Below are 24,463 nucleotides of genomic sequence, written 5' to 3' on the forward strand. Positions count from 1 at the left end.
CACAATTCGCACACTACTACTTGTTATAATACAATAAAAGTATGAAAGCTTAGTGAATACTAAATGTAAAGATTCATCTATCTGATATAATGAAATCATGGCTGAGAAAACTGTAAAATTATCAATTCCGGAAATTAATAAAGATACTACATTGTCGGTTCTGGCCACACTTGATGGAAAGAAGCTTGAACTTCCGGTAGAGTATGCCAAAGTGACAGGAGAGGAGCTTGCTGAGATAAGGGAAAGTTATGGCAAGCTTATTATTCCTTTGGAAGATGTGGTGCAGCAATGGCAGGAAAAGCTTTTTGAGGTTTCATTCAAGGGACATCTTTCAAAGCTGGAACTCATAGCCATTAACTCTGAGGGTGTTTTTGTTTGGGACAATGTAAAAATCTACAAGGTTAAACTTTCTACAGGCCATACTTTAAATCTTCTAAAAGCAAAGATGTTGGAAGGTAAGAAGTTTAACCGTAGAAGAGGTGTGCGAATTGCCCTGGATAAAACTATGGAGATTCAGCAGGGTGGAGAGATGATTAAAGTGGTAGTCAGGGATTTATCCTACTGCGGTTTAGGATTTGTTGAACCTGGCGAGTCAAAGATAAAAGATGGTGAGCCTTTTATTTTGTTCCTGGTTGAAAGTACTGATGAGGGCGACAAGCTGGTTGGAAAATTTAAAGGCAAAGTTATTAATCAAAGAGAGCTACCTGCAGGTGGTGTATTTAGCGGGTGTGTCATTTCTTCTGAACATTCTACATTCCTGCAGAGATACATTGCATTAAAACAGATGGAACAAATCAGTGGAAAGAAGAGAGCTGCCACTGTTGAACGTAATGTTGACGGTGTAAACTGGAAAAATAAGATAGTTAATTCGCTGGTGGAGAGTCTGGATGAGTGATAACAAAAAACAGCAACTTCATATTTCGGAAGTGACTCCAAACGATAGTATTGCTGTTACCGCTATGATGGATGGCAAAAAAGTAGAGATATCATGTACCTACGCGGAGCTTACAGAAGAGCAGAAGGCATTTCTTGACGTAAATTATGGTAATCACTATCTGCCAGTAGAGCTGATTACCATGGAGGTTGATGGGGAAGAGGTTCCCGTTACATTCCAGGGGCAGAATTCTGTTCTGCAGGTAGTGGTGGTCAATCCAGATGGTGTTTTTAAATTTGAGAACATACTAATTAGAAAAACAACTCTGCCAGGAGAGAAGACATTCCATCTTATAAATGCAGTTTCCACACTTGGCATTCGTTTTAACAGAAGACGTGGCGTAAGAGTAAACGTTGACACCCGAATGGAGTTGGAACAGGGAGAAGAGAAGTTTGTTATCCTGGTGCGTGAGATATCATATTGCGGATTTAGTTTTATTAATCTTTCTCAAAGCGATGTTGATATAGATAAACCATTTATCCTGAATCTGATTGAGAGGGATGGGGATAAATCTTTTTCTTATGGGAAATTTATTGGAAAGGTACACAGAACTGAAGAGCAAAAGAGCGGCCCTACTATTTACGGTTGCATTTTGGCTGACAAGCATGCAGATCAGCTTCAAAAGTATGTGGCTATGAAACAGTTGGAAGTCCTTACTGGTAAGAAAGCATTTGCTGAGGATATTCAGAAGACGTCTAATTCCGACAGATGGAGAGCAGAGGTGGCTGATGCCTTAGGTGATACATTGATAGATAATAGCGCAGAGAATTCAACTGAAAATGAAAATTAAGAAGCCCTAGTTAAATAGGGCTTCTGTTAATGATTTGTATTCTTTTATGCTATTTGATTTCCTAATTTTTTTGATAGCTTTAGCATCATCAGGAAAATTAGTTTCCCAGAAACTTAAAAATTCTTTCATTCTATGAAGTACAGGCTTTTCACCTGAAAGAATATCAATATACTGAACAAGCAAATCATTGTGAAATAATTTGAATTTATTAAGGTCCAGAGGAGAAGTCTTCTGGCCATTTTTATATGCAATTGAAAGCTCAGGATTAGAAATGAGACCACGTCCAATCATCACAGCATCAATAGCAGGATATTTTGTAAATGTATCAGCTATATCATCTGTAGTTTTAATTTCGCCGTTAAATACCAGAGGTGCCTTGGCATGTTCCATAGCATACTCAAAGAATTCTGGGTGAATTGGCTCTCTGTAAAAATCCTTTTGGACTCTGGGATGAATGGTGAGTTCTGAAATAGGATATTTGTTATAAATCTCTAATATTTCATAGAATTCTTCAGGCTCGATTTTTCCGAGACGCGTCTTTATAGATATCTGTACATCATCCTTTAAGCCTGAAAAGATATCGCCAAGCATCTGGTCAAGTTCTTCAGGATAATACAGAAGCCCAGAACCTTTTTTCTTTGCTACTACAGTGCCAGAGGGACAACCAAGATTAAAATTAATCTCTTTAAATCCAAGTGTAGCTATTTCATGAACAGCCCATAAAAAATGTTCAGCGTTATTTGTTAAAAGCTGAGGAACGGTTTTTGTAATATCATTTTTCTCTGGATTGATATCCTTAAATTCCCTGGTGGTAAATTTGAAAGTAGAATTAGGGGAGATGAAAGGAGTGTAGTATTTATCTACATCGCCGTAGTATTTACTAAAAGTGTTTCTGAATATACTGTCAGTGACTCCCTCGAGAGGAGCGAAGTATATCTTTTTTGTATTATCCATAGTTACTCCTAAAAAAATAAAAGCACTGGCTGACGGGACCAGTGCTCTAAAAAATTCTTATCTTAAATTAAGCAAGTGTGTTTACAAGCTTTGAAAGACGAGATACCTTACGGCTAACAGTGTTATCATGATAAACACCCTTTGAACCAGCCATCTCGATAACCTTGATAGCAGCCTTAAGCTCAGACTCAGCAAGTGCCTTATCCTTTGCCTCTACAGCAGCCTCAACACGCTTAACGTATGTCTTAACCTCTGATCTGATTGCCTTATTGCGCTCTGTTCTAACAGCTGTTACTAAAACACGCTTCTTAGCAGACTTAATATTTGCCATGTATTGCTACACCTCCAATTTGTATAAAAATTAAATGTTCTAATTAAAATACGTTGTAGCCGGACACGGACAGTTCAACGCATACTCGAATATAATAGTGAATAAATGTCAGTTTGTCAATAGAATTTGGCTATTTATCTAATAAAAATTTTGATAAAACCTGATTACTTACATCTATGCCTATATCTGTCAAAAATAATCGACCTTCTTTTGCTTCCATAAAGCCCTGATTACGAAGAGCAGTGATAATAGGACCGTAAATTGCCTCAATATCGATTCCAAACATCTGATAGAAATCAGAGCGGGCAACACCATCTATTTTACGAAGTCCTAAAAACATGAATTCTTCCATGGCATCCTTTTTTGAAAGCTGTTCCTCTGAATCAAAATATGGAGAGGATAATTCTGAAGGTGGAATATTGCCTGCTTCAATTGCTTCTGAAATCTCAACATATTTATAAATGTCTCTAAGATTAGTAGTACGGACATTATCAAAAAGGGAAGCAGAACCAAGACCAACTCCAAGATAAGGAACTCTGTCCCAATAGCCTACATTATGGCGGCATATCTTTCCATTTCTGGCATAATTGGAAATCTCGTAACGCTTATAGCCTTTGCCTTCCAAATATTCCATTGTAAATTTGTAAAGACGATAAGCTTCCTCATCTGTAGGCAATTCTTCAGTTTCCATTCCAGCTTGCTGTTTAACAGCATCGAATCTGTATTTTTCATAGAAAGGAGTGCCCTTTTCTATGATAAGAGAGTAAGCTGAAATGTGCTCAGGACGAAGCATTGTCACTGAATTTAAAGTCTTTTCAAGCTTTGCCACAGTCTGATGAGGCAGGCCTGTCATAATATCTACATTTACATTATCGAATCCAGCCTTACGTACTAAATCGAAGGTATGAAGGAAACGATTGAAATCGTGGATACGTCCTAATTCTTTAAGTTCATCATCATTTGCAGACTGAAGACCGATACTAAGTCTGTTGATACCGATAGAGCGGTATACATTAAGCTTTTCTGCTGAGAGGGTACCTGGATTACATTCAACGGAAATCTCTGCTAAAGGATATAGCTTGAAGCTTTCCTTTACTGTTGTAATAATGGCATCCATCAGGTCCTCAGAAAGCCATGATGGTGTGCCTCCTCCCACATAAATAGTGGAAATAATGCAGCCAGGGTGAGTGGCTGCAACATATTTTATCTCAGTACACAAAGCAGCGGTATAACGCCGCTGCATTTTTTCATCGAAAACCCCTGAGAGGAAATCGCAATATAAACATTTTTTGACGCAAAATGGTATATGTATGTACAGTTCGATAGGAGTCATTTTAATCCTCGTCAAGCTTGAGAACACTCATGAAGGCAGCCTGTGGAATCTCTACATTACCAACCTGACGCATTCTCTTTTTTCCTTCCTTCTGTTTTTCAAGAAGCTTCTTCTTACGGGAGATATCACCACCGTAACATTTAGCAAGTACATCTTTACGCATAGCTTTAACTGTTTCACGGGCAATAACCTTTGAACCAACGGCTGCCTGAATAGGAATCTCAAATAAGTGACGTGGAATCTCATCTTTAAGCTTTTCACACATCTTTCTGCCTCGCTCGTAAGCTGTTCCAGAGAAGACAATAAATGAAAGGGCATCAACTTCCTCTTTATTGATAAGGATATCAAGCTTAACAAGCTCTGATTTCTGGTAGCCCTTCATTTCGTAATCGAATGAAGCGTAACCACGTGAACGGCTCTTCAATGCATCGAAGAAATCGTAGATGATTTCGTTAAGTGGAAGAGTGTATTTAATGAGGGCACGAGTCTCCTCAATGTATTCCATACTGATATACTGGCCGCGGCGCTCCTGACAAAGGTCCATGATAGCACCAATGAATTCGCTGGTAACCATGATTTCGGCTTCAACCATAGGCTCTTCCATGTAATCAATCTCTGAAGGATCAGGAAGGTTGCTAGGGTTTGTAAGCTCTATCATAGTTCCGTCTGTCTTATGTACACGATAAACTACTGAAGGAGCAGTAGTAACAAGATCAAGATTGTATTCACGCTCAAGACGTTCCTGAATGATCTCCAAATGAAGAAGTCCAAGGAAACCGCATCTGAAACCAAAACCAAGAGCGATAGATGTCTCAGGCTCAAACTGAAGAGCAGCATCATTAAGCTGAAGCTTTTCAAGGGCATCTCTTAAATCTGGATACTTAGCACCGTCAGCAGGATATAAACCGCAGTAAACCATAGGGTTAACTTTCTTGTAACCTGGAAGTGGCTCAGCAGCTGGACGATTAACATGGGTGATAGTATCACCAACACGGGTATCTCTAACATTCTTAATAGAAGCAGTCATGTAACCTACCATACCTGCTGGAAGCTCGTCGCAAGGAATGAACTGGCCTGCACCGAAATAGCCAACCTCAACAACATCAAACTCAGCGCCTGTAGCCATCATGCGAACTTTATCGCCTACCTTAAGTGTACCTTCTTTTACTCGGCAGAATACGATAACACCCTTGTATGGGTCGTAAAGAGAATCGAAGATAAGCGCCTGAAGAGGGGCAGAAACATCACCTTTTGGAGCTGGAAGCTGATTAACAATAGCCTCCAAAACATCATGAATATTAAGTCCTGTCTTTGCAGAAATCTGTGGTGCTTCCTGAGCCTCGAGACCAATAATGTCCTCAATTTCCTCAATAACACGCTCTGGGTCTGCAGAAGGTAAGTCAATCTTATTGATTACAGGGATAACATCAAGGTCGTGATCAAGTGCAAGGTAAACATTTGCAAGAGTCTGAGCCTCGATACCCTGAGCTGCATCAACAACAAGAATAGCCCCATCACATGCTGCAAGGGAGCGGGAAACTTCATAATTAAAATCTACGTGACCTGGAGTGTCGATAAGATTAAAGATATACTCCTGACCATCATCGGCCTTGTAAATAATACGAACAGCCTGAGACTTGATAGTGATTCCACGTTCACGCTCAAGGTCCATATTATCAAGAACCTGTGCCTGCATCTCTCTGTCAGTGAGAGTGCCAGTCATCTGTATAATACGATCAGCAAGAGTAGATTTGCCGTGATCGATATGTGCTACGATACAAAAATTTCTAATTTTACTCTGATCCATAAATTACCTCTATAAAAAATACTGCAATTATCTTATCAGAGGCTAGTGAAAATAACAAGAATCGCAGGAAAAACAATGGGGTTTAACGACGTTTTTCTGGATGAGCCTTGTAGTATTCCTTCTTATCCTTATACATTCGTTCATCAGCATAGCGCATGGCATTTCTAAGACTATGACCCTTTGCGTCATAGTAATAGCCCACTGCAAAGTTTAGCCAGTGTGGATCAGAAGCTTTTTCTCGTAGAATATTGATTTTACCTATAAATTCTTCTTCAGTTATATCAAAGGAAATAATAGCAAACTCATCGCCACCTGCTCGATAGATGTTATCGCCACCAAAGATTTCCTTTAACAAGTTGGCGGCATCCTTAATGAGTTTATCACCGGTTGAATGTCCCTCATTATCATTGATGGTTTTCAAGCCGTTTAGGTCGCAGAAAGCTACGCTGAACGGTTGGTGATTCAGCTTAATTCTTGTAGAAAATTCATCTACATCTGTATTCATTCTATTTCTATTATAAACGCCAGTTAAAACATCAATGTTGCTTAGATATTCTAGTTTTTCCATGAATAAATGGTTAGCAACCTCAGATGTAAGAAAGAAGGCAACAAGCTCGATTACTTCCTTTACCTTTACAAGATTCTCTGTTTCAAAGCCTGTAAGGTAGAGGTAGCCGATTATTTCCCCCTGATGAATAAATGGAACCAGTGCGAGAGTATATACATCATGCTCCTTCAGACTGTTTACCCATTCAGGAGCTTTCTTTGAAAGCACATCTAAATCGTGTGAATTCTTTATTATTATACTGTTGGTTTTTGATAAGGCCTTTTCCCAGGAAGCAACAATTCTATAAGGAATATTTGAAAAAATATCTCTTACTGTATAAGGAAGCTTATCTCTTTTACGCATAGCTTCACTTATAATCTCAAAAGTCTTTCTCTCCTTATTTAAAGAAAGAATACATGCAACAAAAGAATCAGTATATTCCCTTAAGTCACTGGTTACGATATCCATGCTGGAATAGAAATCCTTTTCATTACGCAACTCAAGACATGTCTTCAAAACAAAACTGGAAATATCTGGTGGAATAGAAGAGTATTTTCCAGTATCCATTTCTTCGTTAAGGGTGTACATAAAAAGACAATATGAAATGTTTTCCTGACAAGAATGATTTATAGGCATGAGAATATTCTCAGTCCAAAAGCCATACATTTTTGAAGTATCCACATAAACATGGATATGCTCACCCTGCCAAGCAGCCCTAAAACAGATGTCCTCAAAATTAGGTTCCTTTGGAATCTGTGTATGATAAAGTTTGCCTTCTATTTCTAAATGGAAATTTTCATAATCAATAACAGAGGTATCATTATTAGAAGTGAACAAATCGTAGTAACTCTTTTTGAAAAGATCGTTAATGGCAAAAAAGCGCACATCACCACAACTTCCATCTTCATTTTTCTCAACTGATAAAACGGTACATGGAAGAATGAATGAATTTGCGAGAGTTTTCATTTGCTCATAGAAATTTGATGCCATATAACTGTCCTGTTTTAACTTTTTTAGATTAAGAAAAATTTTAATTCATAAATGTGCAGTTATTGTGAAAAATCTTTTAACGGAAACAACTTTTCATAAAGAAATAAATGATTTATTAAAAAAGTCTAAAGTCTGTTGACAAACCTATTTCGTAGGTGTAAATTAACATCAGAAAATGATTAGCACTCTAAACGAGTGAGTGCTACTAACCTAAAAATGGTTAATCGGGAGTGAGGTGAATGTATGGCAGATACAGAGCTTGATGAGAGAAAAGTTAAGATTCTAAATGCTATTATCAAAAACTATTTAGAAACAGGAGAGCCTGTTGGTTCACGTACTATTTCTAAATACACAGATTTAAATTTAAGCTCAGCTACCATTCGCAATGAAATGTCAGATCTTGAGGATCTGGGTTACATTATTCAGCCTCATACATCAGCTGGTCGTATTCCTTCAGATAAAGGATACAGATTCTACGTTAACAATCTGATAGCTTCAAAGGATAAAGAAGTTTCAGATATGAAGGAATGGATGATAGAGCGTGAAGAGAAGATGGAGACACTTCTCAAAAACGTAGCAAAGGTTTTAGCTACAAATACTCAGTACGCTACAATGATTTCCGCTCCATCAGTTGTTTCAAACAGATTAAAGTTTGTTCAGCTTTCTGCAGTTGATGAGAACCAATTGCTTTCAGTAGTGGTTATGGATGGAAACATCGTTAAGAACAAAATCATCCACATTGAAAAGCCGCTTGATAATGAGACATTACTTAAGTTAAACATGCTTTTGAATACAAATCTTAATGGCCTTGCAGTTGATCAGATTAATCTTGCGCTTATTACAAGACTTAAAGATCAGGCGGGCATCCATGATGAGATAGTTTCACAGGTACTTGATACCGTAGCAGAGACCATCACGGAGGATGAGGATTTACAGGTATACACCTCAGGTGCTACTAACATCTTCAAATACCCAGAGCTTTCAGATTCAAAGAAAGCATCTGAGCTTTTAGATACATTCGAAGAAAAGCAGTCGTTGATAGAGCTTCTCGCAGAAAATGCTTCTGAGGAGGAGACAGGCATTCAGGTATACATCGGTGATGAATCACCAATATCTACCATGAAAGATTGCTCGATTGTTACAGCAACATACGAACTTGGAGACGGAGTTAAAGGCACAATTGGTATTGTAGGTCCAAAGAGAATGGATTACGAAAATGTTGTTGATAATATAAAGAGTCTCAAGGGACAGCTAGATAAGCTGCTTCGCAATGAGAACAAAAAAGATAGTTAGGAGATTTCTTAATGGCAGAGAATAAAAAGGAAGAGTTTTCTACAGAAGAAGCAGTTAAGGAAGCTGTAGAGAACGCTGAAGAAATGAAAGAGGAAGCTGCAACAGCTGAGAATACAGAAGAGGCAGCTGAAGCTAAGGATTCTGAGAAGGAATCTAAGAAGGGCTTCAAGAAAAAGGAAAAGAAGAAAGACAAAAGAGACGAGCAGATTGAACAGCTTAATGACAGAGTTATGCGTCAGATGGCAGAGTTTGAAAACTTCAGACGCAGAACAGAAGTAGAGAAGTCTCAGATGTTTGCAACAGGTGCAAAGAGCATCGTAGAGAAGATTCTTCCTGTAGTAGACAATTTCGAGAGAGGTCTTGCTACAGTTGAGGAGGGAGCAGATCCATTTGCAGATGGAATGCTCATGATATATAAGCAATTGCTTACAACACTTGATGAGGCAGGAGTTAAGCCAATCGAGGCTGTAGGGCAGGAATTCAATCCAGATTTCCACAATGCAGTAATGCACGTTGAGGATGAGGAAGTTGGCGAGAACATCGTCGTAGAAGAGTTCCAGAAGGGCTATATGTACAACGACACAGTAGTCCGTCATTCAATGGTAAAAGTAGCTAACTAAGTTAATATTTAGGAGGAAATAAAAATGGGAAAGATTATTGGTATCGATTTAGGAACAACTAACAGCTGTGTTGCTGTTATGGAAGGTGGAAAGCCTACTGTTATTGCAAATACAGAGGGTGCTAGAACAACACCATCTATCGTAGCTTTTACAAAGACAGGTGAGAGACTTGTTGGTGAGCCAGCAAAGCGTCAGGCTGTTACAAATGCAGAGAAGACAATTTCTTCTATCAAGAGAGATATGGGTACAGACAATGGTCGTATCATCGACGACAAGAAGTACAGCCCACAGCAGATTTCAGCTATGATTCTTCAGAAGCTTAAGAGCGATGCAGAGAGCTACCTTAACGAGAAGGTTACAGAGGCTGTTATCACAGTTCCTGCATACTTCAACGATGCTCAGCGTCAGGCTACAAAGGATGCTGGTAAGATTGCTGGTCTTGATGTAAAGCGTATCATCAACGAGCCTACAGCAGCTGCACTTGCTTATGGTCTTGATAACGAGCAGGAGCAGAAGATTATGGTATACGATCTTGGTGGTGGTACATTTGATGTATCTATCATTGAAATCGGTGATGGCGTTATCGAGGTTCTCGCTACAGCCGGTAACAACAGACTTGGTGGTGATGATTTTGATCAGAAGATTACAGATTGGATGCTTGCAGAGTTTAAGGCTGCTGAGGGCGTAGATCTTTCAACAGATAAGATGGCTCTTCAGAGACTTAAGGAAGCAGCTGAGAAGGCTAAGAAGGAGCTTTCATCTGCTACAACTACAAACATCAACCTTCCATTCATCACAGCTACAGCAGAAGGTCCAAAGCACTTCGATATGAACCTTACACGTGCTAAGTTTGATGAGTTAACACATGATTTAGTAGAGGCTACAGCAGGCCCTGTAAATCAGGCTCTTAAGGATGCTGGTCTTAACGCATCAGAGCTTTCAAAGGTACTTCTTGTTGGTGGTTCTACAAGAATCCCAGCAGTTCAGGATAAGGTAAAGGCTCTTACAGGTCACGAGCCAAGCAAGACTCTTAACCCAGATGAGTGCGTAGCTATCGGTGCTTCTATCCAGGGTGGTAAGCTCGCTGGTGATGCCGGTGCAGGCGATATCCTTCTTCTTGATGTAACACCACTTTCACTTTCAATCGAGACAATGGGTGGTATTGCTACAAGACTTATCGAGAGAAACACAACTATCCCTACAAAGAAGAGCCAGATCTTCTCTACAGCAGCTGATAACCAGACAGCAGTTGATATCAACGTTGTACAGGGTGAGCGTCAGTTCGCTAAGGATAACAAGTCACTTGGACAGTTCAGACTCGATGGTATCCCACCAGCAATGAGAGGTGTACCACAGATCGAGGTTACATTCGATATCGATGCAAACGGTATTGTAAACGTATCTGCTAAGGATCTTGGAACAGGTAAGGAGCAGCACATCACAATCACAGCTGGTTCTAACATGTCTGATGATGATATCGAGAAGGCAGTTAAGGAAGCTGCTGAGTTCGAAGCTCAGGATAAGAAGCGTAAGGAAGCTGTTGATACAAGAAACGATGTTGAGAGCTTTGTATTCCAGACAAAGAAGGCTCTTGATGAAGTAGGCGACAAGATTGACGCAGCTGACAAGGCAGCAGTTGAGGCTGATATCGAAGCAGCTCAGAAGCTTCTTGATCAGTACACAACTCCAGAGGAGATGTCTGATTCACAGATTGGTGAGCTTAAGGCGGCTCAGGAGAAGCTTACAGAGTCAGCTCAGAAGGTATTCGCAAAGATGTATGAGCAGTCACAGGCAGCTCAGGGCGCAGCAGGTGCAGGCCCAGACATGAGCCAGTTCACAGGTGCAGGCGCTGGTGCAGGAGCAAACACAGGCGCAGCAAATGATGATGTTGTTGATGCTGATTTCAAAGAGGTTTAATTAAAATATATGGCTCCCTCGGGTACCGAGGGAGCTAAAAGTATAATGAAGGATTGATATAAAATGGCAGATAAACGCGATTACTATGAGGTTCTTGGTGTTTCCAAGACAGCCTCAGAAAGCGAGCTCAAAAGTGCATACAGAAAGCTTGCAAAGAAATATCACCCAGATATGAATCCAGGTGATGCTGAGGCAGAGAAGAAATTCAAGGAAGCCTCAGAAGCTTATGCGATTCTTTCTGATCCAGACAAGAGACGTCAGTACGACCAGTTTGGTCACGCAGCATTTGAAAATGGTGGTGGCGGAGCCGGTGGATTCGATTTCTCAGGTATGGATTTCGGTGATATCTTTGGCGATATTTTCGGAAGCTTCTTTGGAGGCGGCGGAAGAAGTGCTTCAAATGGTCCAATGCGTGGTGCAAATCTTCGCGCAGCTGTTCACATCACGTTTGAAGAGGCAGCTTTTGGTTGCGAGAAGCAGATAGAGATCACACTTAAGGAAGAATGTGCAGCATGTCATGGTTCGGGTGCAAAGCCTGGTACAAGCAAGCGTACATGTCCTAAGTGTGGTGGTAAAGGCCGCGTAATGGTTACACAGCAGTCTCTGTTTGGAATGGTTCAGAACGTTACTACATGTCCAGACTGCGGTGGTACAGGTGAAGTTATCGATACGCCATGTCCAGATTGTAACGGTACTGGTTATGTTGCCCGCAGAAAGAAGATTTCAGTATCTATTCCAGCAGGTATTGATAATGGCCAGAGCGTACGTCTTCGTGACAAAGGTGAGCCAGGAAGAAATGGTGGCCCAAGAGGCGATTTACTTGTAGAGGTAATTGTTGGAAATCACCCTACATTCCATCGTCGTGATTATGATATTTACTCAGAGGCTCCTATTTCATTTGCTCAGGCAGCACTTGGTGGTGAGGTTATTATTGAGACTCTTGACGGAAAGGTTTCATACGAGGTTAAGGCTGGTACTCAGACTAATACTCAGATTCGCTTAAAGGGCAAGGGTATCCCATCACTTAGAAATAAGGCAGTAAGAGGTGACCACTACGTTACTCTTGTAGTGCAGGTTCCTACATCACTTTCAAAGGATGCCAAGGAAGCTCTTCGTAAATACGATGAGCTTACAGGCAATACAGCTACAGGCGGTCCAAAGTCTGTAAAGACAGAGAAAAAGCGTAAGGGCTTCGCTGATAAAATTAAAGATGCAATAGATGATTTATAAAAATAAGCTAGTAGTTCAACGGGACTGCTAGCTTTTCTTTTACTCTTTTTAATAGTCGAATTTGCAATAATTTTGATGAGAAAGCTTGAATAAGAAAACTAAAGTAGTTTAAAATAGTTTCCATAGGGGATGAATAATTTGAAATATAATATTTGAAAATAATCGGAGGGATTATGCTTCAGGAAAGTATTAAAAAATTAGTTCAATATGGAATTAATCAGGGGCTTACACCAGAGTGTGAGCGCATCTACACTACAAATCTTTTGTTAGAGTGTTTTAAAGAGGATGAGTTTACTGATCCAGATTGTGATATGTCTGATATAGTTCTCGAGAACGTTCTTGCAGATCTTTTAGATGAGGCTGTAAAACGAGGTATCATTGAAGATTCTATTACCTACAGAGATCTATTTGACACTAAGCTTATGAATCAGCTTTGTCCAAGACCTTCACAGGTAATTAATGAATTTAATAACAAATATAAGAATGATGGCCCTAAGGCAGCTACTAATTATTTCTATGACCTTAGCAAGGCATCAGATTATATTCGTACATATAGAGTAAAGAAGGATTTAAAGTGGACCACAGAGACAGACTACGGTACATTGGATATCACTATCAATCTTTCTAAGCCAGAAAAGGATCCTAAGGCTATTGCTGCTGCAAAGAATGCAAAGCAGTCTGCTTATCCAAAGTGTCAGCTTTGTATGGAAAATGAGGGCTATGCAGGTCGTGCAAATCATCCTGCACGTGAGAATCACAGAATTATTCCTATCACTATCAACGATAGCAAGTGGGGATTCCAGTACAGCCCATACGTATATTATAACGAGCATTGTATCGTTTTTAATGGAGAACATACTCCAATGAAAATCGAGCGTGCCACATTTGTAAAGCTGTTTGATTTTGTAAAGCTTTTCCCACATTATTTCCTTGGAAGTAATGCAGACCTTCCTATTGTAGGCGGTTCAATTCTTAGCCACGATCATTTCCAGGGCGGATGCTATACATTTGCTATGGAGAAGGCACCTATCATTAAGGAATTCTCTGTAAATGGATATGAAGATGTTAAGGCTGGTATCGTTAAGTGGCCACTTTCTGTAATTCGTCTTCAGTGCGAGGATGAAAAACGTATCATTGATTTAGCAGAACATATTTTGAATGTCTGGAGAGGCTATACTGATGAAGCTGCATTTGTCTTTGCTGAGACAGATGGAGAGAAGCACAATACAATCACACCTATCGCAAGAAAGCGTGGAGATTTATTCGAGCTAGACCTTGCTCTTAGAAACAACATTACAACAGAAGAGCATCCTCTTGGTGTTTATCATCCACATGCTCACCTTCATCACATTAAGAAGGAGAACATTGGTCTTATTGAGGTAATGGGGCTGGCAGTTCTTCCTAGCCGTCTTAAGGGCGAGATTGAGCAGCTTGCTGATTATATTGTAAATGACAAGGATATTAGAAGTAATGAAGCCCTTGAAAAGCATGCCAATTGGGTGGATGAGTTTTCCAGGAATTACGACCACATCGATGCTAGCAACGTAAACGAAATCCTTGAAAAGGAAATCGGAAAGGTCTTCTGTGAAGTACTGGAGTGTGCAGGCGTTTACAAGTGCACCGAAGAAGGACAGGCAGCATTTATGAGATTCGTTGATGCATTATAATATTGATTCTTTAGCTCTTTGATGAGATATCATCAAGGAGCTTTTTTCATTTATTCTTTCTTTTAAATTCAATTTACCTTCACGTGACCTTCACTTTCCGCCGATAAAGTAAAGCCATAACAACATACCAACCAGAAAGGAGTCGGACTTATGGCTGAGATTCAAAAAGTTTTTAATCGATATGAAAAGAAATTTTTGTTGGATGAAAAAACTTATTTGGAATTCAAAAAAGAACTGGATAAGTATATGGAGGAAGATAATTACGGAATCCATACCATTAGGAATATATATTACGATACTCCAACAGATGAACTGATTAGAACATCAATTGAGGGACCTAAGTACAAAGAGAAATTTAGAGTTCGCTGTTACGGAACACCAACCTACGATAGTATGTGTTTCTTGGAGATAAAGAAAAAATATAAGGGTTTGGTAAATAAAAGAAGAGTGGCAATTCCTATGGAGGAGGCAGAACAGTATCTGATAGATGGTAAATTGCCATCAAACCCAAATCAGATTTTTAAAGAGATAGATTATTTCTTCAGCCATTACCCATTGGAACCAAAAAGATATATAGCGTATGACAGACTGGCAATGTTTGGAAAAGAGGATCCAGAGTTTCGAGTTACATTTGATATGAATATACGAAGCAGAGACTGTAATTTGACCTTATACAGTGATGAAGATAATGATTACTTGTTGCAGGAAGGTCAGAGACTTATGGAAGTAAAAATTTCTGATTCAATGCCTTTATGGTTTGCCAGATTACTTTCGAAGTATGAGATTTATCCGACATCATTTTCCAAGTATGGAAATTTCTATAAGAAACAATTGAAGGAAGCATAGTATTTAATAAGAGAAAAAGGAGTATATTTAATGGAAGCAATTTTAGCAGCTCTTCAGAGCACAGATGTGGAAACAACATTTAGTATTATGGATGCAATGATTGATGCAGGTCTTGCAGCAATTTTAGGACTTATTATTTCATTTACTTATATTAAAACAGGTAAGAATTCAAAGAATTTTGCAAGAACACTTATCATATTGCCAAGCTTGGTTTGCTTAGTTATGTTGGCGGTAAACGGAAATTTTGGAACCAGTCTTGCTGTAGTGGGAGCTTTTTCACTTGTAAGATTTAGATCATTGCAAGGAAGTTCAAGGGACATTGGATTTATTTTCTTTACAATGACTATTGGCATTATCTGTGCAATTGGTGAATTACCGTTGGCACTTTTGGTTACAGCATTTATTTGCGCGATTCATATGGTGCTTTTCTATACTAATTTTGCAGCAAATGACGTAGATGAGAAGGACCTTAGGGTAACAATTCCTGAAAATCTTGATTATAGTGATATTTTCGATGATTTATTCGAAAAGTACACTAAGAGCCATAAGCAAGTGGCAGTAAAGACAACAAATATGGGTTCTATGTATGAAATAAATTATCGTGTAAAATTATTAGATGAAATGCAGGAGAAATCCTTTATAGATGAAATCCGTATGAGAAATGGAAACCTTACAGTTGTTTGTGGACGTTGTGATATGAACGAAGCAGAGGAATTATAATATGAAAAATAAAATTGTAATTAGTATTTTAGGTTTATTACTTGTTGGTTCTCTAGTTGGCTGCAGTTTTAATAAAACTAATACAGCTACTTCAGCAAAATCAGAGGAACAGACAGAAACTACAGTCACCACAGAAGAGGTATCTTCGGAAACAGCTTATAGTGATGCTGCATCTGCATCAGCTGCTTATAAGGAACTGACTATTAAAACCGATTGGGATAGTAAAGCTACTGTTACATTTTCATCTGATGGAATGACTATAGATGGAAGTGGATGTTCTAATGAGGATGGTGTTTTATATATCACAGTGGGCGGTGCCTACACACTGACAGGCGCTAGTGAAAATGCATCCATACTTATAAATACAGATGAAAATGTAAAGCTGATACTCAATGGTGTTGAACTAAAGAGTGCAAAAGGCCCAGTGATTTATGGCCAGCAGGTTAAAAATCTGTATATAGAAACAGCAGCAGGCACTACAAATTCAATAGAGGATGCCTCTGAATACGAAACAGATTCTGAGGGAAATGACATCGGTAAAGCAGCTATTTCTTGCAACGATGATTTAATCTTCTTAGGAGAGGGAACTCTTAATGTAACAGGAAACTATAAGCATGGCATCGCCTGTGATGACAAGCTTTATATAGAATCTGGAACAATCAATGTAGTTTCAAATGTGAAGGATGGAATTCGTGCCAATGACCTTTTGAGCATAGACGGAGGAACTGTTAACGTCACTAGTGAAAACGAGGGTATCGAGTCAAAGAGCTTGATATTCATAAATGGAGGCGATATAACTGTAGATTCTGCAGATGATGGTATTAATGCCAGCTGCTATATAGAAATCAATGGAGGAACAGTTACTGTTAAAAGCACTAATAATGATGCTATAGATAGTAACGGTGGTTTTGATGGTTGCATTACCATAAATGATGGCGTTGTTAATGCTACTGGAGCTGGAATGCCTGATGGTGCATTAGATGCGGATGAATCTTCTGTAATCATTAATGGAGGAAAAGTGACAGCTACAGGAGGTTGCAATAGTCCAATCATCGAAAACGGTGGAGATAATAATATAACTGGCGAGACATTCTCAGGCGGAGGAATGGGTGGCCAAGGTGGCAAAGCAGGCCCAGGTGGACAGAAAGGTCAGGGTGGACCTGGCGAGAAGGGGGATTTTGATCCTAATAACCTTCCAGAGGACTTTGATCCTGAAAACAGACCAGAGCCACCAGAAAATGGTGAAAAAACAGAAGCACCAGAAGGTGGCACTGATAACCAACAGAATGATGATTCATTATAAGAATCAACTACTTGAAAAAAATAGAAATTGGTATAAAATAATTAAGGACTGCGGATTTTTGCAGTCCTTAGTTTATTTTGATATTGAGAGGAAATATAAATGAGTAAAGTAAGAACACGTTTCGCACCATCACCAACTGGTCGTATGCACGTTGGTAATCTTCGTACAGCTCTTTATGCATATTTAGTAGCAAAGCACGAGGGAGGAGATTTCCTTCTTAGAATAGAAGACACAGATCAGGAGCGTCTTGTTGAGGGCGCTGTAGATATTATTTATAGAACACTTGCAGCAACAGGCCTTATTCATGATGAAGGCCCAGATAAGGATAAGGGTGTTGGCCCATACGTTCAGTCTGAGCGTCAGGCAGCCGGCATTTACCTTGAGTACGCTAAGCAGCTTATCGAAAAAGGAGAAGCATATTACTGCTTCTGTGATGACGAGCGTCTTGCTGAGTGCAAGCAGGTTATCGGCGACAAGGAAATCCACATCTATGATAAGCACTGCCTTGGTCTTTCAAAGGAAGAGGTAGAGGCTAATCTTGCAGCTGGAAAGCCATATGTTATCCGTCAGAACAATCCTCGTACAGGCACAACTACATTCGTAGATGAGCTTTACGGAGAGATTACAGTAGATAATGCAGAGCTTGATGATATGATTCTTATCAAGTCTGATGGATATCCTACATACAATTTTGCTAACGTTGTTGATGATCACCTTATGGGTATCACACACGTTGTTCGTGGTAATGAGTACATTTCATCATCACCAAAGTACAATCGTCTCTATGAAGCATTTGGTTGGGAAGTACCAAAGTACATTCACTGCCCACTTATTACGAACGAGGAGCACCAGAAGCTTTCTAAGCGTTCAGGACACTCTTCATACGAAGACCTTATTGAGCAGGGCTTCCTTACAGAGGCTGTTGTTAACTTCGTAGCTCTTCTTGGATGGTCTCCAGAGAATGACAATGAGATTTTCTCACTTGAGGAGCTTGTTAAGGAGTTCGATTACCACCGTATTTCAAAGTCACCTGCAGTATTCGACATCACAAAGCTTAAGTGGATGAACGGCGAGTACATGAAGGCTATGGACTTTGACAAGTTCTACGAGATGGCAGAGCCATACCTCAAGGAATACATTAAGGGCGATTATGACCTTAAGAAGATTGCAAAGATGGTTCAGACTCGTATCGAGGTATTCCCTGACATCAAGGATCACGTTGATTTCTTTGATGCAGTACCAGAGTATGACAATGCAATGTATACTCACAAGAAGATGAAGACAAATGAGGAGTCTTCACTTGCAGTTCTCAAGGAGCTTCTTCCAGTTCTTGAGGCACAGGATGATTACTCAAATGATGCTCTTTACGCACTTCTTTCAGGATTTGCTGCAGAGCACGAATATAAGAATGGATACGTTCTCTGGCCAGTACGTACAGCTGTTTCAGGTAAGCAGATGACTCCTGGCGGTGCAACAGAGTTGATGGAAATCCTTGGTAAGGAAGAATCTATCAAGCGTATCAAGGCAGCAATCGAAAAGCTGTCATAATTGGGTTTAAAAATATTTGTTGGTTGACCTTGAATACTGGGCATAGAGGAGTTTTATGAATCTAAATGCCCCACAGAGACAGGCTGTTCTTCATAAAGAAGGGCCTTGTCTAGTTATAGCAGGCCCGGGTAGTGGCAAAACAGCGGTTTTGACACAAAGGGTTAGAGCGCTTATTAATTCTGGTGTACCAGCAGATCAGGTTTTGGTAATCACGTTTACCAAGGCGGCAGCGATAGAAATGAAGGAACGTTTCGAAGGTATATCAGAGGAGAAATCCCCGGTGACCTTTGGAACGTTCCATTCTTTATTTTGGGGAATAATTCAAAAGGAATTAGGCTATAAGAATTCCGACATAATTATGGGCCAGATGAGGGATAGAATCTGGAAAGAGGCTATGTATCTGGCAGGGGAAGACGAGGATGATATCCCAAGAAAGTACGCATATCTAAAGGATAAATATCATGTAGTTGATTTTGATGATATGCTTTCAAAAGCCTATGAACTTTTTATTAATAAACCTGCGGTATTAGCCAAATGGCAGAAGAGATTTTCATACTTTTTAGTAGATGAGATGCAGGATATGAATGACCTTCAATTTAAGCTTATTTGCATGTTATCAGCAAAAACTAAAAATCTGTTTTGTGTAGGAGATGACGACCAGTCTATTTACGGCTTTCGAGGAGCAAATCCAAAGATTATGCTTGATTTTGAGGAAAAGTTTCCTGGAGCAGAAAAGATTATCCTTGATTACAATTACAGAAATCCTGAGAATATCGTGGAAGCAGCAGGCAGGCTTATTGAGGTTAATAAAAACAGATTTAGCAAAGAAATCAAAAGTACAGCTCCAATAGGAGATATTAAGGTGAATGAGTCGTTTTCACCTGAAGAAGAAGCAGAGTATATCCTCAAAAAGGTTCTAGGGCTACATAATGATGGTAGTCCTTACGATGAAATCGCTATTTTATACCGTAATCATTCTGATGCAAGATATCTGGTAGATAAGCTGGTGAATTCAGACATTCCATTTTATTTAAAAGAACACATGCCTAATATCTATACACATTTTATTATTGCAGACATAGAGGCATATTTTCAGCTGGCACTAGGGAATATTACAAAGACCAGATTGCTAGGCATCCTTAATAGACCAAACAGATACCTTCACAGACAGTCTCTGGAAAAAGGTGCCAGTAAGAAAGCTATGCTTGATTTTTACAGGGTTCATCCTGTTAATTACAGGACTGTAGAGGCCTTGTGGGCTGATATTGAGCTAATTGGAAAGATGTCTCCTGTGGCTGCTGTAAGCTATATAAGAAAAGCCATGGGCTATGAGACATTTCTTATTGAAGAGTCTGTTGCTAAACAGGTTGAAGTGGGCGAATACTATGAGATTCTTGACTTTATTACTGAAGTTTTTAGGGAATGCAGGACTATTAGACAGGCCATAGACAAGCTTAATATCCTCAGATTAAAGATAGATTATGAGAATAAAAATACTAGTGTAGATAAGAGAGGCAAGGTTGGATTATATACGTTGCATTCCAGCAAAGGTCTGGAGTTTGATAATGTATTTATTATAGCTGCAAATGATGGTATTATTCCCTCAAATAAGGTAGAAAACAGGGAGGATATGGAAGGAGAGAGAAGACTATTTTATGTTGGAATCACAAGGGCCAAAAGAAAACTTTTTATATCTTATACAAATAAAAAAAATCGGGACAAGTCCCGATTTTTAGATGAAATGAAGTTGTAAATGATTATTCTCCGAAATCCTCATCACAGATTTCATCGAAACGCTTTGAAACTGCCTCATACTCCTCATCTGATTCGATGTTGTCAAGGGATGGAGCGCCAGTCTCATCTTCGAAATAACGATAGATGAAAACTTCTCCGTCCTCGTTTGGCTCACCGTTCTTATCAAGTGGAAGCAAAACGATATAATCCTGATCATTTACATCAAATATTGTAAGAATCTCGCATGTAACCTCTGAACCATCATCTAAATTCAAAGTAACTACTACATCATCATCCTCATTATCAACTGGGAAAACCTGATTCTCGTCCATCTTATACTCCTTTAAAGATAATATTTGTTTAAGAACTGCCCTTATGATATAATTCATCAATGGCGATGTCTAGTGATTTTTTGATATTTTCGCCATTTATTCTACAACATGCGAGAAAACGGGGCTTATTATGAACATTTCAAGAGGAGATTTTGGGGAATATGGTCCACGAATTAGTGGAAGAGATGCAGTAATATTCACATTTGCTGTGAAGCCTTCTGCTGAGAAAATCTCCATCATTTTATTCGATAAATCCACATTTAAACAATTACATTTAATAGAGCTTTCTAAGGATTATGCTGTTGGAGCAGTTTATTCTGTCCTAGTTTCGGGCATTAATCCTGACGAAGTATGCTATCTTCTAAAAGAAGATCGAAAAGTCTACGTTGACCCCTACGCTACAGCAGTAGTTGGTCGTGACAAATGGGCTGATGTGGAAGCTAGAGAGAAACGTCAGTTTAAGGTGTTTTCAGGTATTTCCCGAATTGATAAAGATTGGAAAGATACTAAGGTTCAAATAGCTCCTACGGATATGGTTTTATATAAGCTTCATTTAAGAGGCTTTACAGCGGGATTTAATATGTCTGAGGCTAAAATTGGCACATATAAGGGTCTTACATCTAAGCTTTCTTACTTGAAGAAATTAGGTGTTACCAGTATAGAGCTAATGCCTCTTTATGATTTTGAAGAATTGTTTTTAGAGACAAAGGCAGTAATCTCACCTAAGGGAAAGATTACAGAAGCTTTGGAATATACAGGAAAGATTAATTACTGGGGATTCGGCATTGCCAATTACTTTGCACCAAAGGCATCCTATTTTGGTGGAGCAGATTCTGTTTGCGAATCTATGAGAAATCTCGTTAGCACACTTCATGCCAACGGTTTTGAAGCAATTATGGAGTTTTCTTTTTCTACAGAGGTCAGCCCAGAGATTTATCTTGATTGCCTGAAATATTACGTTAAGTATTATCACATTGATGGTTTTCATATTGTTGGCTGCAATGCACCTATAGAGCGTATTGCTGCTGAGCCATTCCTGGCTGACACAAAGATTTTCTACGAGTTTATTCCAGAGGAGATTCTTTGCCAGGAGTCTGGAAAGAAGCATTTATTTATCTATAATGATTCCTTCATGAATGTTACACGCCAGATTCAGAACCATATGAATGGAAGTATGGTTCAGTTTGCTAACCACATGCGCAGGCAAAATGGCGCTTACGGTTTTGTTAATTACATGGCAAACGTGAATGGTTTTTCACTTTGGGATTCTTATTCCTACGGAGAGAAGCACAACCAGGACAACGGCGAAGACAACCGTGATGGTACTAATAATAACTATTCCTTCAACTATGGCATCGAAGGAAAGACTACAAATAAAATAATAAATGCAAACCGCTTTAGAGAAATGAGAAATGCTTTTACAGCACTTTTTATGTCTCAGAGCGTTCCACTTATTGTTGCTGCAGATGAAATGGCGGCTACACATGAGGGTAATAACAATCCATATTGTCAGGATAATAAGATTGGCTACACCATGTTTGCCAAGAACAAATCCAAGACCACTTTACAAAAGTTTGTTATGGAGCTTGTTGAATTCAGAAAGCACCATAAGTGCCTCAGGGGTGAGACTCCTTTTTACATGAATGACTACAAGCATCTTGGTCTTCCAGATATGTCCTTCCACGGTTCAGAGCCATGGATGATGACTATCGGAGAAGAGCAGAAGGCTCTTGGAGTTCTTTATAATGGTGCCTATGCTAATGAAAAGGAAGATGTTTTCGTTTGTTACAACTTCCACTATGACAGTGTGGATATGGCACTTCCACTTTTAGCGCCTGGAAAGCGATGGCGCCTCTGCTTTAACACAGCTGAGTTTGATGATAAGAGTGATTTTTCGCCTAAACCAATTCATGATCAGCAATCAATAAAAGTACCTGGTAATTCCATTTCAGTTCTTGTAGGAATCAAACCAGAAAAGAAATAAGGCTAGGAGTTATTCATGAAGGCTTGGGAACATTTTAAAACAATTACTCATCACAGACATTTAGTTATGAAGGGGTGCTTTGCTGTAGGTTTATACAAGCAGGGACTTCTCCATGATCTTTCTAAATATTCATGGACTGAATTTTCAGTTGGCGCAAAGTATTACCAGGGAGATAAAAGTCCTAATAATGCTGAGAGAGAGGATACAGGCGTATCTCTTGCCTGGCTTCATCACAAAGGTCGCAATAAACACCATTTTGAATATTGGATTGATTATGGTTTAGATGAACATCATGGCATGACAGGTATGGAAATGCCAGTCAATTATGTAGTTGAGATGTATTGCGACAGAGTTGCAGCATGTAAGAATTACCAGAAGGATGCATACACAGACAGAAGTGCTCTTGAATATTTTGAAAAGGGCAAGGGAAAATATATGATGCATCCCAATACTGCAAAACTTATAGAAGAGTTGTTGACTCATCTCGCTGAAAACGGTGAGGAAGCTACTAACGACTACATAAGAAGAGAGATTTTAAAGAATAAAAAGTAATTCGGAGATAATTTATTATGGAAAAAGAAAAAAAGGTTTTATATTCAGGAATGCAGGCCACAGGCAAGCTTACTATTGGAAATTATATTGGAGCCCTCAAAAACTGGGTTAATTTACATGAGGAGTATGAGTGCTTCTTTGGCGTAATGGACTTACATTCCCTTACAGTTAGACAGAATCCTACAGAGTTCAGACAGAATGCAAGACGTATCTATACACAGTATGTGGCAGCTGGCCTTGATCCAAAGAAGAATTGCATCTACTTCCAGTCACACGTTCCAGCTCACGCAGAGCTTGGATGGGTTTTAGACTGTTTTACATACATGGGTGAGCTCAACCGTATGACTCAGTTCAAGGATAAGTCAGCTAAGCACGCTGATAACATCAATGCAGGTTTATTTACATATCCAGCACTTATGGCTGCAGATATTCTTTTATATCAGGCTGACCTTGTACCAATCGGTGCAGATCAGAAGCAGCACCTTGAGATTTGCCGTGATGTAGCTGAGCGTTTTAACAACATCTATGGTGATGTATTTACTATTCCAGAAGGATATTTCCCTAAGACAGGTGCGAGAATTATGTCACTTGCTGAGCCTACAAAGAAGATGTCAAAGTCAGATGAGAATGTTAACGCTACAATCTATCTCAACGACGACAGAGACACTATCATTCGTAAGTTCAAGAAGGCTGTTACAGATTCAGATGCAGAGGTTCGTTATGATACAGAGAACAAGCCTGGCGTTTCAAACCTTATGGAAATCTATGGTGTAGTTACAGGCAAGTCTATGGACGAAATTGCAAGAGAGTTTGAAGGTAAGGGATACGGTGATTTCAAGCTTGCAGTAGGAGAGTCTGTAGCTGATATGCTTGATCCATTCCACCAGCGTTGTGCTGAGCTTGAGAAGGACAAGACTTACATTGACGAGTGCATTAAGGAAAATGCTGAGAAGGCTTCTTACTTTGCAAACAAGACATTACGTAAGGTTCACAAGAAGCTTGGTCTTACTGAAAGAATTAGATAGTTATAA

At 39.3% G+C, this 24,463-nt stretch carries 21 protein-coding genes; 15 read left to right on the top strand and 6 right to left on the bottom strand.

Annotated elements, in window-relative coordinates:
- Nucleotides 1-97: 97 nt before the first annotated feature.
- Both G592_RS0105315 and G592_RS0105320 read left to right on the top strand, forming a co-directional pair.
- Nucleotides 98-895, top strand: a complete 798-nt coding sequence (locus tag G592_RS0105315; protein WP_028246896.1) for a PilZ domain-containing protein — start codon at nucleotides 98-100, stop codon at nucleotides 893-895.
- The gene (locus G592_RS0105320) at nucleotides 888-1,724 is read left to right on the top strand and encodes a hypothetical protein (protein WP_028246897.1); all 837 of its coding nucleotides are present in this window, start codon (nucleotides 888-890) and stop codon (nucleotides 1,722-1,724) included. The genes G592_RS0105315 and G592_RS0105320 overlap by 8 nt, the downstream gene beginning before the upstream one ends.
- Before the next feature lie 6 nt (nucleotides 1,725-1,730).
- Here the strand turns inward: G592_RS0105320 and G592_RS0105325 are convergent, their stop codons facing one another.
- The 5 genes from G592_RS0105325 to G592_RS0105345 all read right to left on the bottom strand — a co-directional run bounded on the left by G592_RS0105325 (nucleotide 1,731) and on the right by G592_RS0105345 (nucleotide 7,686).
- On the bottom strand, nucleotides 1,731-2,678 hold the full coding sequence (locus tag G592_RS0105325) for a tRNA dihydrouridine synthase (protein ID WP_028246898.1): 948 nt from the start codon (nucleotides 2,676-2,678) through the stop codon (nucleotides 1,731-1,733).
- Nucleotides 2,679-2,745: 67 nt separating this feature from the next.
- Nucleotides 2,746-3,009 carry a 30S ribosomal protein S20 gene (gene rpsT, locus G592_RS0105330; RefSeq protein WP_028246899.1) on the bottom strand — a complete coding sequence of 88 codons (264 nt, stop codon included), beginning with the start codon at nucleotides 3,007-3,009 and terminating at the stop codon, nucleotides 2,746-2,748.
- A gap of 130 nt (nucleotides 3,010-3,139) precedes the next feature.
- Nucleotides 3,140-4,342 carry a radical SAM family heme chaperone HemW gene (gene hemW, locus G592_RS0105335; protein ID WP_036951804.1) on the bottom strand — a complete coding sequence of 401 codons (1,203 nt, stop codon included), beginning with the start codon at nucleotides 4,340-4,342 and terminating at the stop codon, nucleotides 3,140-3,142.
- A gap of 1 nt (nucleotide 4,343) precedes the next feature.
- The gene (gene lepA / locus G592_RS0105340) at nucleotides 4,344-6,149 is read right to left on the bottom strand and encodes a translation elongation factor 4 (protein WP_028246901.1); all 1,806 of its coding nucleotides are present in this window, start codon (nucleotides 6,147-6,149) and stop codon (nucleotides 4,344-4,346) included.
- An 82-nt stretch (nucleotides 6,150-6,231) separates the two neighbouring features.
- Entirely contained in the window at nucleotides 6,232-7,686 is a 1,455-nt protein-coding gene (locus G592_RS0105345; protein ID WP_028246902.1) for a GGDEF domain-containing protein, read from the bottom strand.
- Between the two features lie 243 nt (nucleotides 7,687-7,929).
- On the opposite strand from G592_RS0105345, the gene hrcA reads away from it, so the two are divergent.
- The 10 genes from hrcA to G592_RS0105400 all read left to right on the top strand — a co-directional run bounded on the left by hrcA (nucleotide 7,930) and on the right by G592_RS0105400 (nucleotide 20,583).
- Nucleotides 7,930-8,979, top strand: a complete 1,050-nt coding sequence (gene hrcA / locus G592_RS0105350) for a heat-inducible transcriptional repressor HrcA (protein WP_028246903.1) — start codon at nucleotides 7,930-7,932, stop codon at nucleotides 8,977-8,979.
- An 11-nt stretch (nucleotides 8,980-8,990) separates the two neighbouring features.
- On the top strand, nucleotides 8,991-9,599 hold the full coding sequence (gene grpE / locus G592_RS0105355; protein ID WP_028246904.1) for a nucleotide exchange factor GrpE: 609 nt from the start codon (nucleotides 8,991-8,993) through the stop codon (nucleotides 9,597-9,599).
- A 24-nt stretch (nucleotides 9,600-9,623) separates the two neighbouring features.
- Nucleotides 9,624-11,516: a molecular chaperone DnaK gene (gene dnaK, locus G592_RS0105360; protein WP_028246905.1), complete on the top strand. Its 1,893-nt coding sequence runs from the start codon at nucleotides 9,624-9,626 to the stop codon at nucleotides 11,514-11,516.
- Between the two features lie 63 nt (nucleotides 11,517-11,579).
- Complete coding sequence (dnaJ, locus tag G592_RS0105365) at nucleotides 11,580-12,746, top strand: molecular chaperone DnaJ (protein ID WP_028246906.1); 1,167 nt, start codon at nucleotides 11,580-11,582, stop codon at nucleotides 12,744-12,746.
- 173 nt (nucleotides 12,747-12,919) lie between these two features.
- Nucleotides 12,920-14,413, top strand: coding sequence for a UDP-glucose--hexose-1-phosphate uridylyltransferase (galT, locus tag G592_RS0105370; RefSeq protein ID WP_028246907.1), 1,494 nt, complete (start codon nucleotides 12,920-12,922; stop codon nucleotides 14,411-14,413).
- A 150-nt stretch (nucleotides 14,414-14,563) separates the two neighbouring features.
- Entirely contained in the window at nucleotides 14,564-15,259 is a 696-nt protein-coding gene (locus G592_RS15765; protein ID WP_036951808.1) for a polyphosphate polymerase domain-containing protein, read from the top strand.
- Between the two features lie 30 nt (nucleotides 15,260-15,289).
- Entirely contained in the window at nucleotides 15,290-15,979 is a 690-nt protein-coding gene (locus G592_RS0105380) for a DUF4956 domain-containing protein (RefSeq protein WP_155942159.1), read from the top strand.
- Nucleotide 15,980: 1 nt separating this feature from the next.
- Nucleotides 15,981-17,282, top strand: a complete 1,302-nt coding sequence (locus tag G592_RS0105385; protein WP_028246909.1) for a carbohydrate-binding domain-containing protein — start codon at nucleotides 15,981-15,983, stop codon at nucleotides 17,280-17,282.
- 99 nt (nucleotides 17,283-17,381) lie between these two features.
- Complete coding sequence (gltX, locus tag G592_RS0105395; protein ID WP_028246910.1) at nucleotides 17,382-18,830, top strand: glutamate--tRNA ligase; 1,449 nt, start codon at nucleotides 17,382-17,384, stop codon at nucleotides 18,828-18,830.
- A gap of 55 nt (nucleotides 18,831-18,885) precedes the next feature.
- On the top strand, nucleotides 18,886-20,583 hold the full coding sequence (locus tag G592_RS0105400; RefSeq protein ID WP_028246911.1) for an ATP-dependent helicase: 1,698 nt from the start codon (nucleotides 18,886-18,888) through the stop codon (nucleotides 20,581-20,583).
- A gap of 4 nt (nucleotides 20,584-20,587) precedes the next feature.
- Here the strand turns inward: G592_RS0105400 and G592_RS0105405 are convergent, their stop codons facing one another.
- Nucleotides 20,588-20,896 (bottom strand): DUF1292 domain-containing protein, encoded by a 309-nt coding sequence (locus tag G592_RS0105405; RefSeq protein WP_028246912.1) that lies wholly within the window; start codon nucleotides 20,894-20,896, stop codon nucleotides 20,588-20,590.
- A 130-nt stretch (nucleotides 20,897-21,026) separates the two neighbouring features.
- Between G592_RS0105405 and G592_RS0105410 the strand changes: the two genes are divergently transcribed.
- The 3 genes from G592_RS0105410 to trpS are packed head-to-tail and all read left to right on the top strand — an operon-like array spanning nucleotide 21,027 to nucleotide 24,457.
- Complete coding sequence (locus G592_RS0105410; RefSeq protein ID WP_028246913.1) at nucleotides 21,027-22,880, top strand: alpha-amylase family glycosyl hydrolase; 1,854 nt, start codon at nucleotides 21,027-21,029, stop codon at nucleotides 22,878-22,880.
- 15 nt (nucleotides 22,881-22,895) lie between these two features.
- On the top strand, nucleotides 22,896-23,432 hold the full coding sequence (locus G592_RS0105415; RefSeq protein ID WP_028246914.1) for a DUF5662 family protein: 537 nt from the start codon (nucleotides 22,896-22,898) through the stop codon (nucleotides 23,430-23,432).
- Between the two features lie 17 nt (nucleotides 23,433-23,449).
- On the top strand, nucleotides 23,450-24,457 hold the full coding sequence (trpS, locus tag G592_RS0105420; protein WP_028246915.1) for a tryptophan--tRNA ligase: 1,008 nt from the start codon (nucleotides 23,450-23,452) through the stop codon (nucleotides 24,455-24,457).
- Nucleotides 24,458-24,463: the final 6 nt, after the last annotated feature.

Origin of the sequence: Pseudobutyrivibrio ruminis CF1b, assembly GCF_000424005.1 — a bacterium.
Taxonomy (GTDB): domain Bacteria; phylum Bacillota; class Clostridia; order Lachnospirales; family Lachnospiraceae; genus Pseudobutyrivibrio; species Pseudobutyrivibrio ruminis_C.

What these genes read in the sequence shown, in the direction of transcription:
- G592_RS0105315 (WP_028246896.1), top strand. Translation starts at nt 98, where the DNA reads ATGGCTGAGAAAACTGTAAAATTATCAATTCCGGAAATTAATAAAGAT.
- G592_RS0105320 (WP_028246897.1), top strand. Translation starts at nt 888, where the DNA reads ATGAGTGATAACAAAAAACAGCAACTTCATATTTCGGAAGTGACTCCA.
- G592_RS0105325 (WP_028246898.1), bottom strand. Translation starts at nt 2,678, where the DNA reads ATGGATAATACAAAAAAGATATACTTCGCTCCTCTCGAGGGAGTCACT.
- rpsT (WP_028246899.1), bottom strand. Translation starts at nt 3,009, where the DNA reads ATGGCAAATATTAAGTCTGCTAAGAAGCGTGTTTTAGTAACAGCTGTT.
- hemW (WP_036951804.1), bottom strand. Translation starts at nt 4,342, where the DNA reads ATGACTCCTATCGAACTGTACATACATATACCATTTTGCGTCAAAAAA.
- lepA (WP_028246901.1), bottom strand. Translation starts at nt 6,149, where the DNA reads ATGGATCAGAGTAAAATTAGAAATTTTTGTATCGTAGCACATATCGAT.
- G592_RS0105345 (WP_028246902.1), bottom strand. Translation starts at nt 7,686, where the DNA reads ATGGCATCAAATTTCTATGAGCAAATGAAAACTCTCGCAAATTCATTC.
- hrcA (WP_028246903.1), top strand. Translation starts at nt 7,930, where the DNA reads ATGGCAGATACAGAGCTTGATGAGAGAAAAGTTAAGATTCTAAATGCT.
- grpE (WP_028246904.1), top strand. Translation starts at nt 8,991, where the DNA reads ATGGCAGAGAATAAAAAGGAAGAGTTTTCTACAGAAGAAGCAGTTAAG.
- dnaK (WP_028246905.1), top strand. Translation starts at nt 9,624, where the DNA reads ATGGGAAAGATTATTGGTATCGATTTAGGAACAACTAACAGCTGTGTT.
- dnaJ (WP_028246906.1), top strand. Translation starts at nt 11,580, where the DNA reads ATGGCAGATAAACGCGATTACTATGAGGTTCTTGGTGTTTCCAAGACA.
- galT (WP_028246907.1), top strand. Translation starts at nt 12,920, where the DNA reads ATGCTTCAGGAAAGTATTAAAAAATTAGTTCAATATGGAATTAATCAG.
- G592_RS15765 (WP_036951808.1), top strand. Translation starts at nt 14,564, where the DNA reads ATGGCTGAGATTCAAAAAGTTTTTAATCGATATGAAAAGAAATTTTTG.
- G592_RS0105380 (WP_155942159.1), top strand. Translation starts at nt 15,290, where the DNA reads ATGGAAGCAATTTTAGCAGCTCTTCAGAGCACAGATGTGGAAACAACA.
- G592_RS0105385 (WP_028246909.1), top strand. Translation starts at nt 15,981, where the DNA reads ATGAAAAATAAAATTGTAATTAGTATTTTAGGTTTATTACTTGTTGGT.
- gltX (WP_028246910.1), top strand. Translation starts at nt 17,382, where the DNA reads ATGAGTAAAGTAAGAACACGTTTCGCACCATCACCAACTGGTCGTATG.
- G592_RS0105400 (WP_028246911.1), top strand. Translation starts at nt 18,886, where the DNA reads ATGAATCTAAATGCCCCACAGAGACAGGCTGTTCTTCATAAAGAAGGG.
- G592_RS0105405 (WP_028246912.1), bottom strand. Translation starts at nt 20,896, where the DNA reads ATGGACGAGAATCAGGTTTTCCCAGTTGATAATGAGGATGATGATGTA.
- G592_RS0105410 (WP_028246913.1), top strand. Translation starts at nt 21,027, where the DNA reads ATGAACATTTCAAGAGGAGATTTTGGGGAATATGGTCCACGAATTAGT.
- G592_RS0105415 (WP_028246914.1), top strand. Translation starts at nt 22,896, where the DNA reads ATGAAGGCTTGGGAACATTTTAAAACAATTACTCATCACAGACATTTA.
- trpS (WP_028246915.1), top strand. Translation starts at nt 23,450, where the DNA reads ATGGAAAAAGAAAAAAAGGTTTTATATTCAGGAATGCAGGCCACAGGC.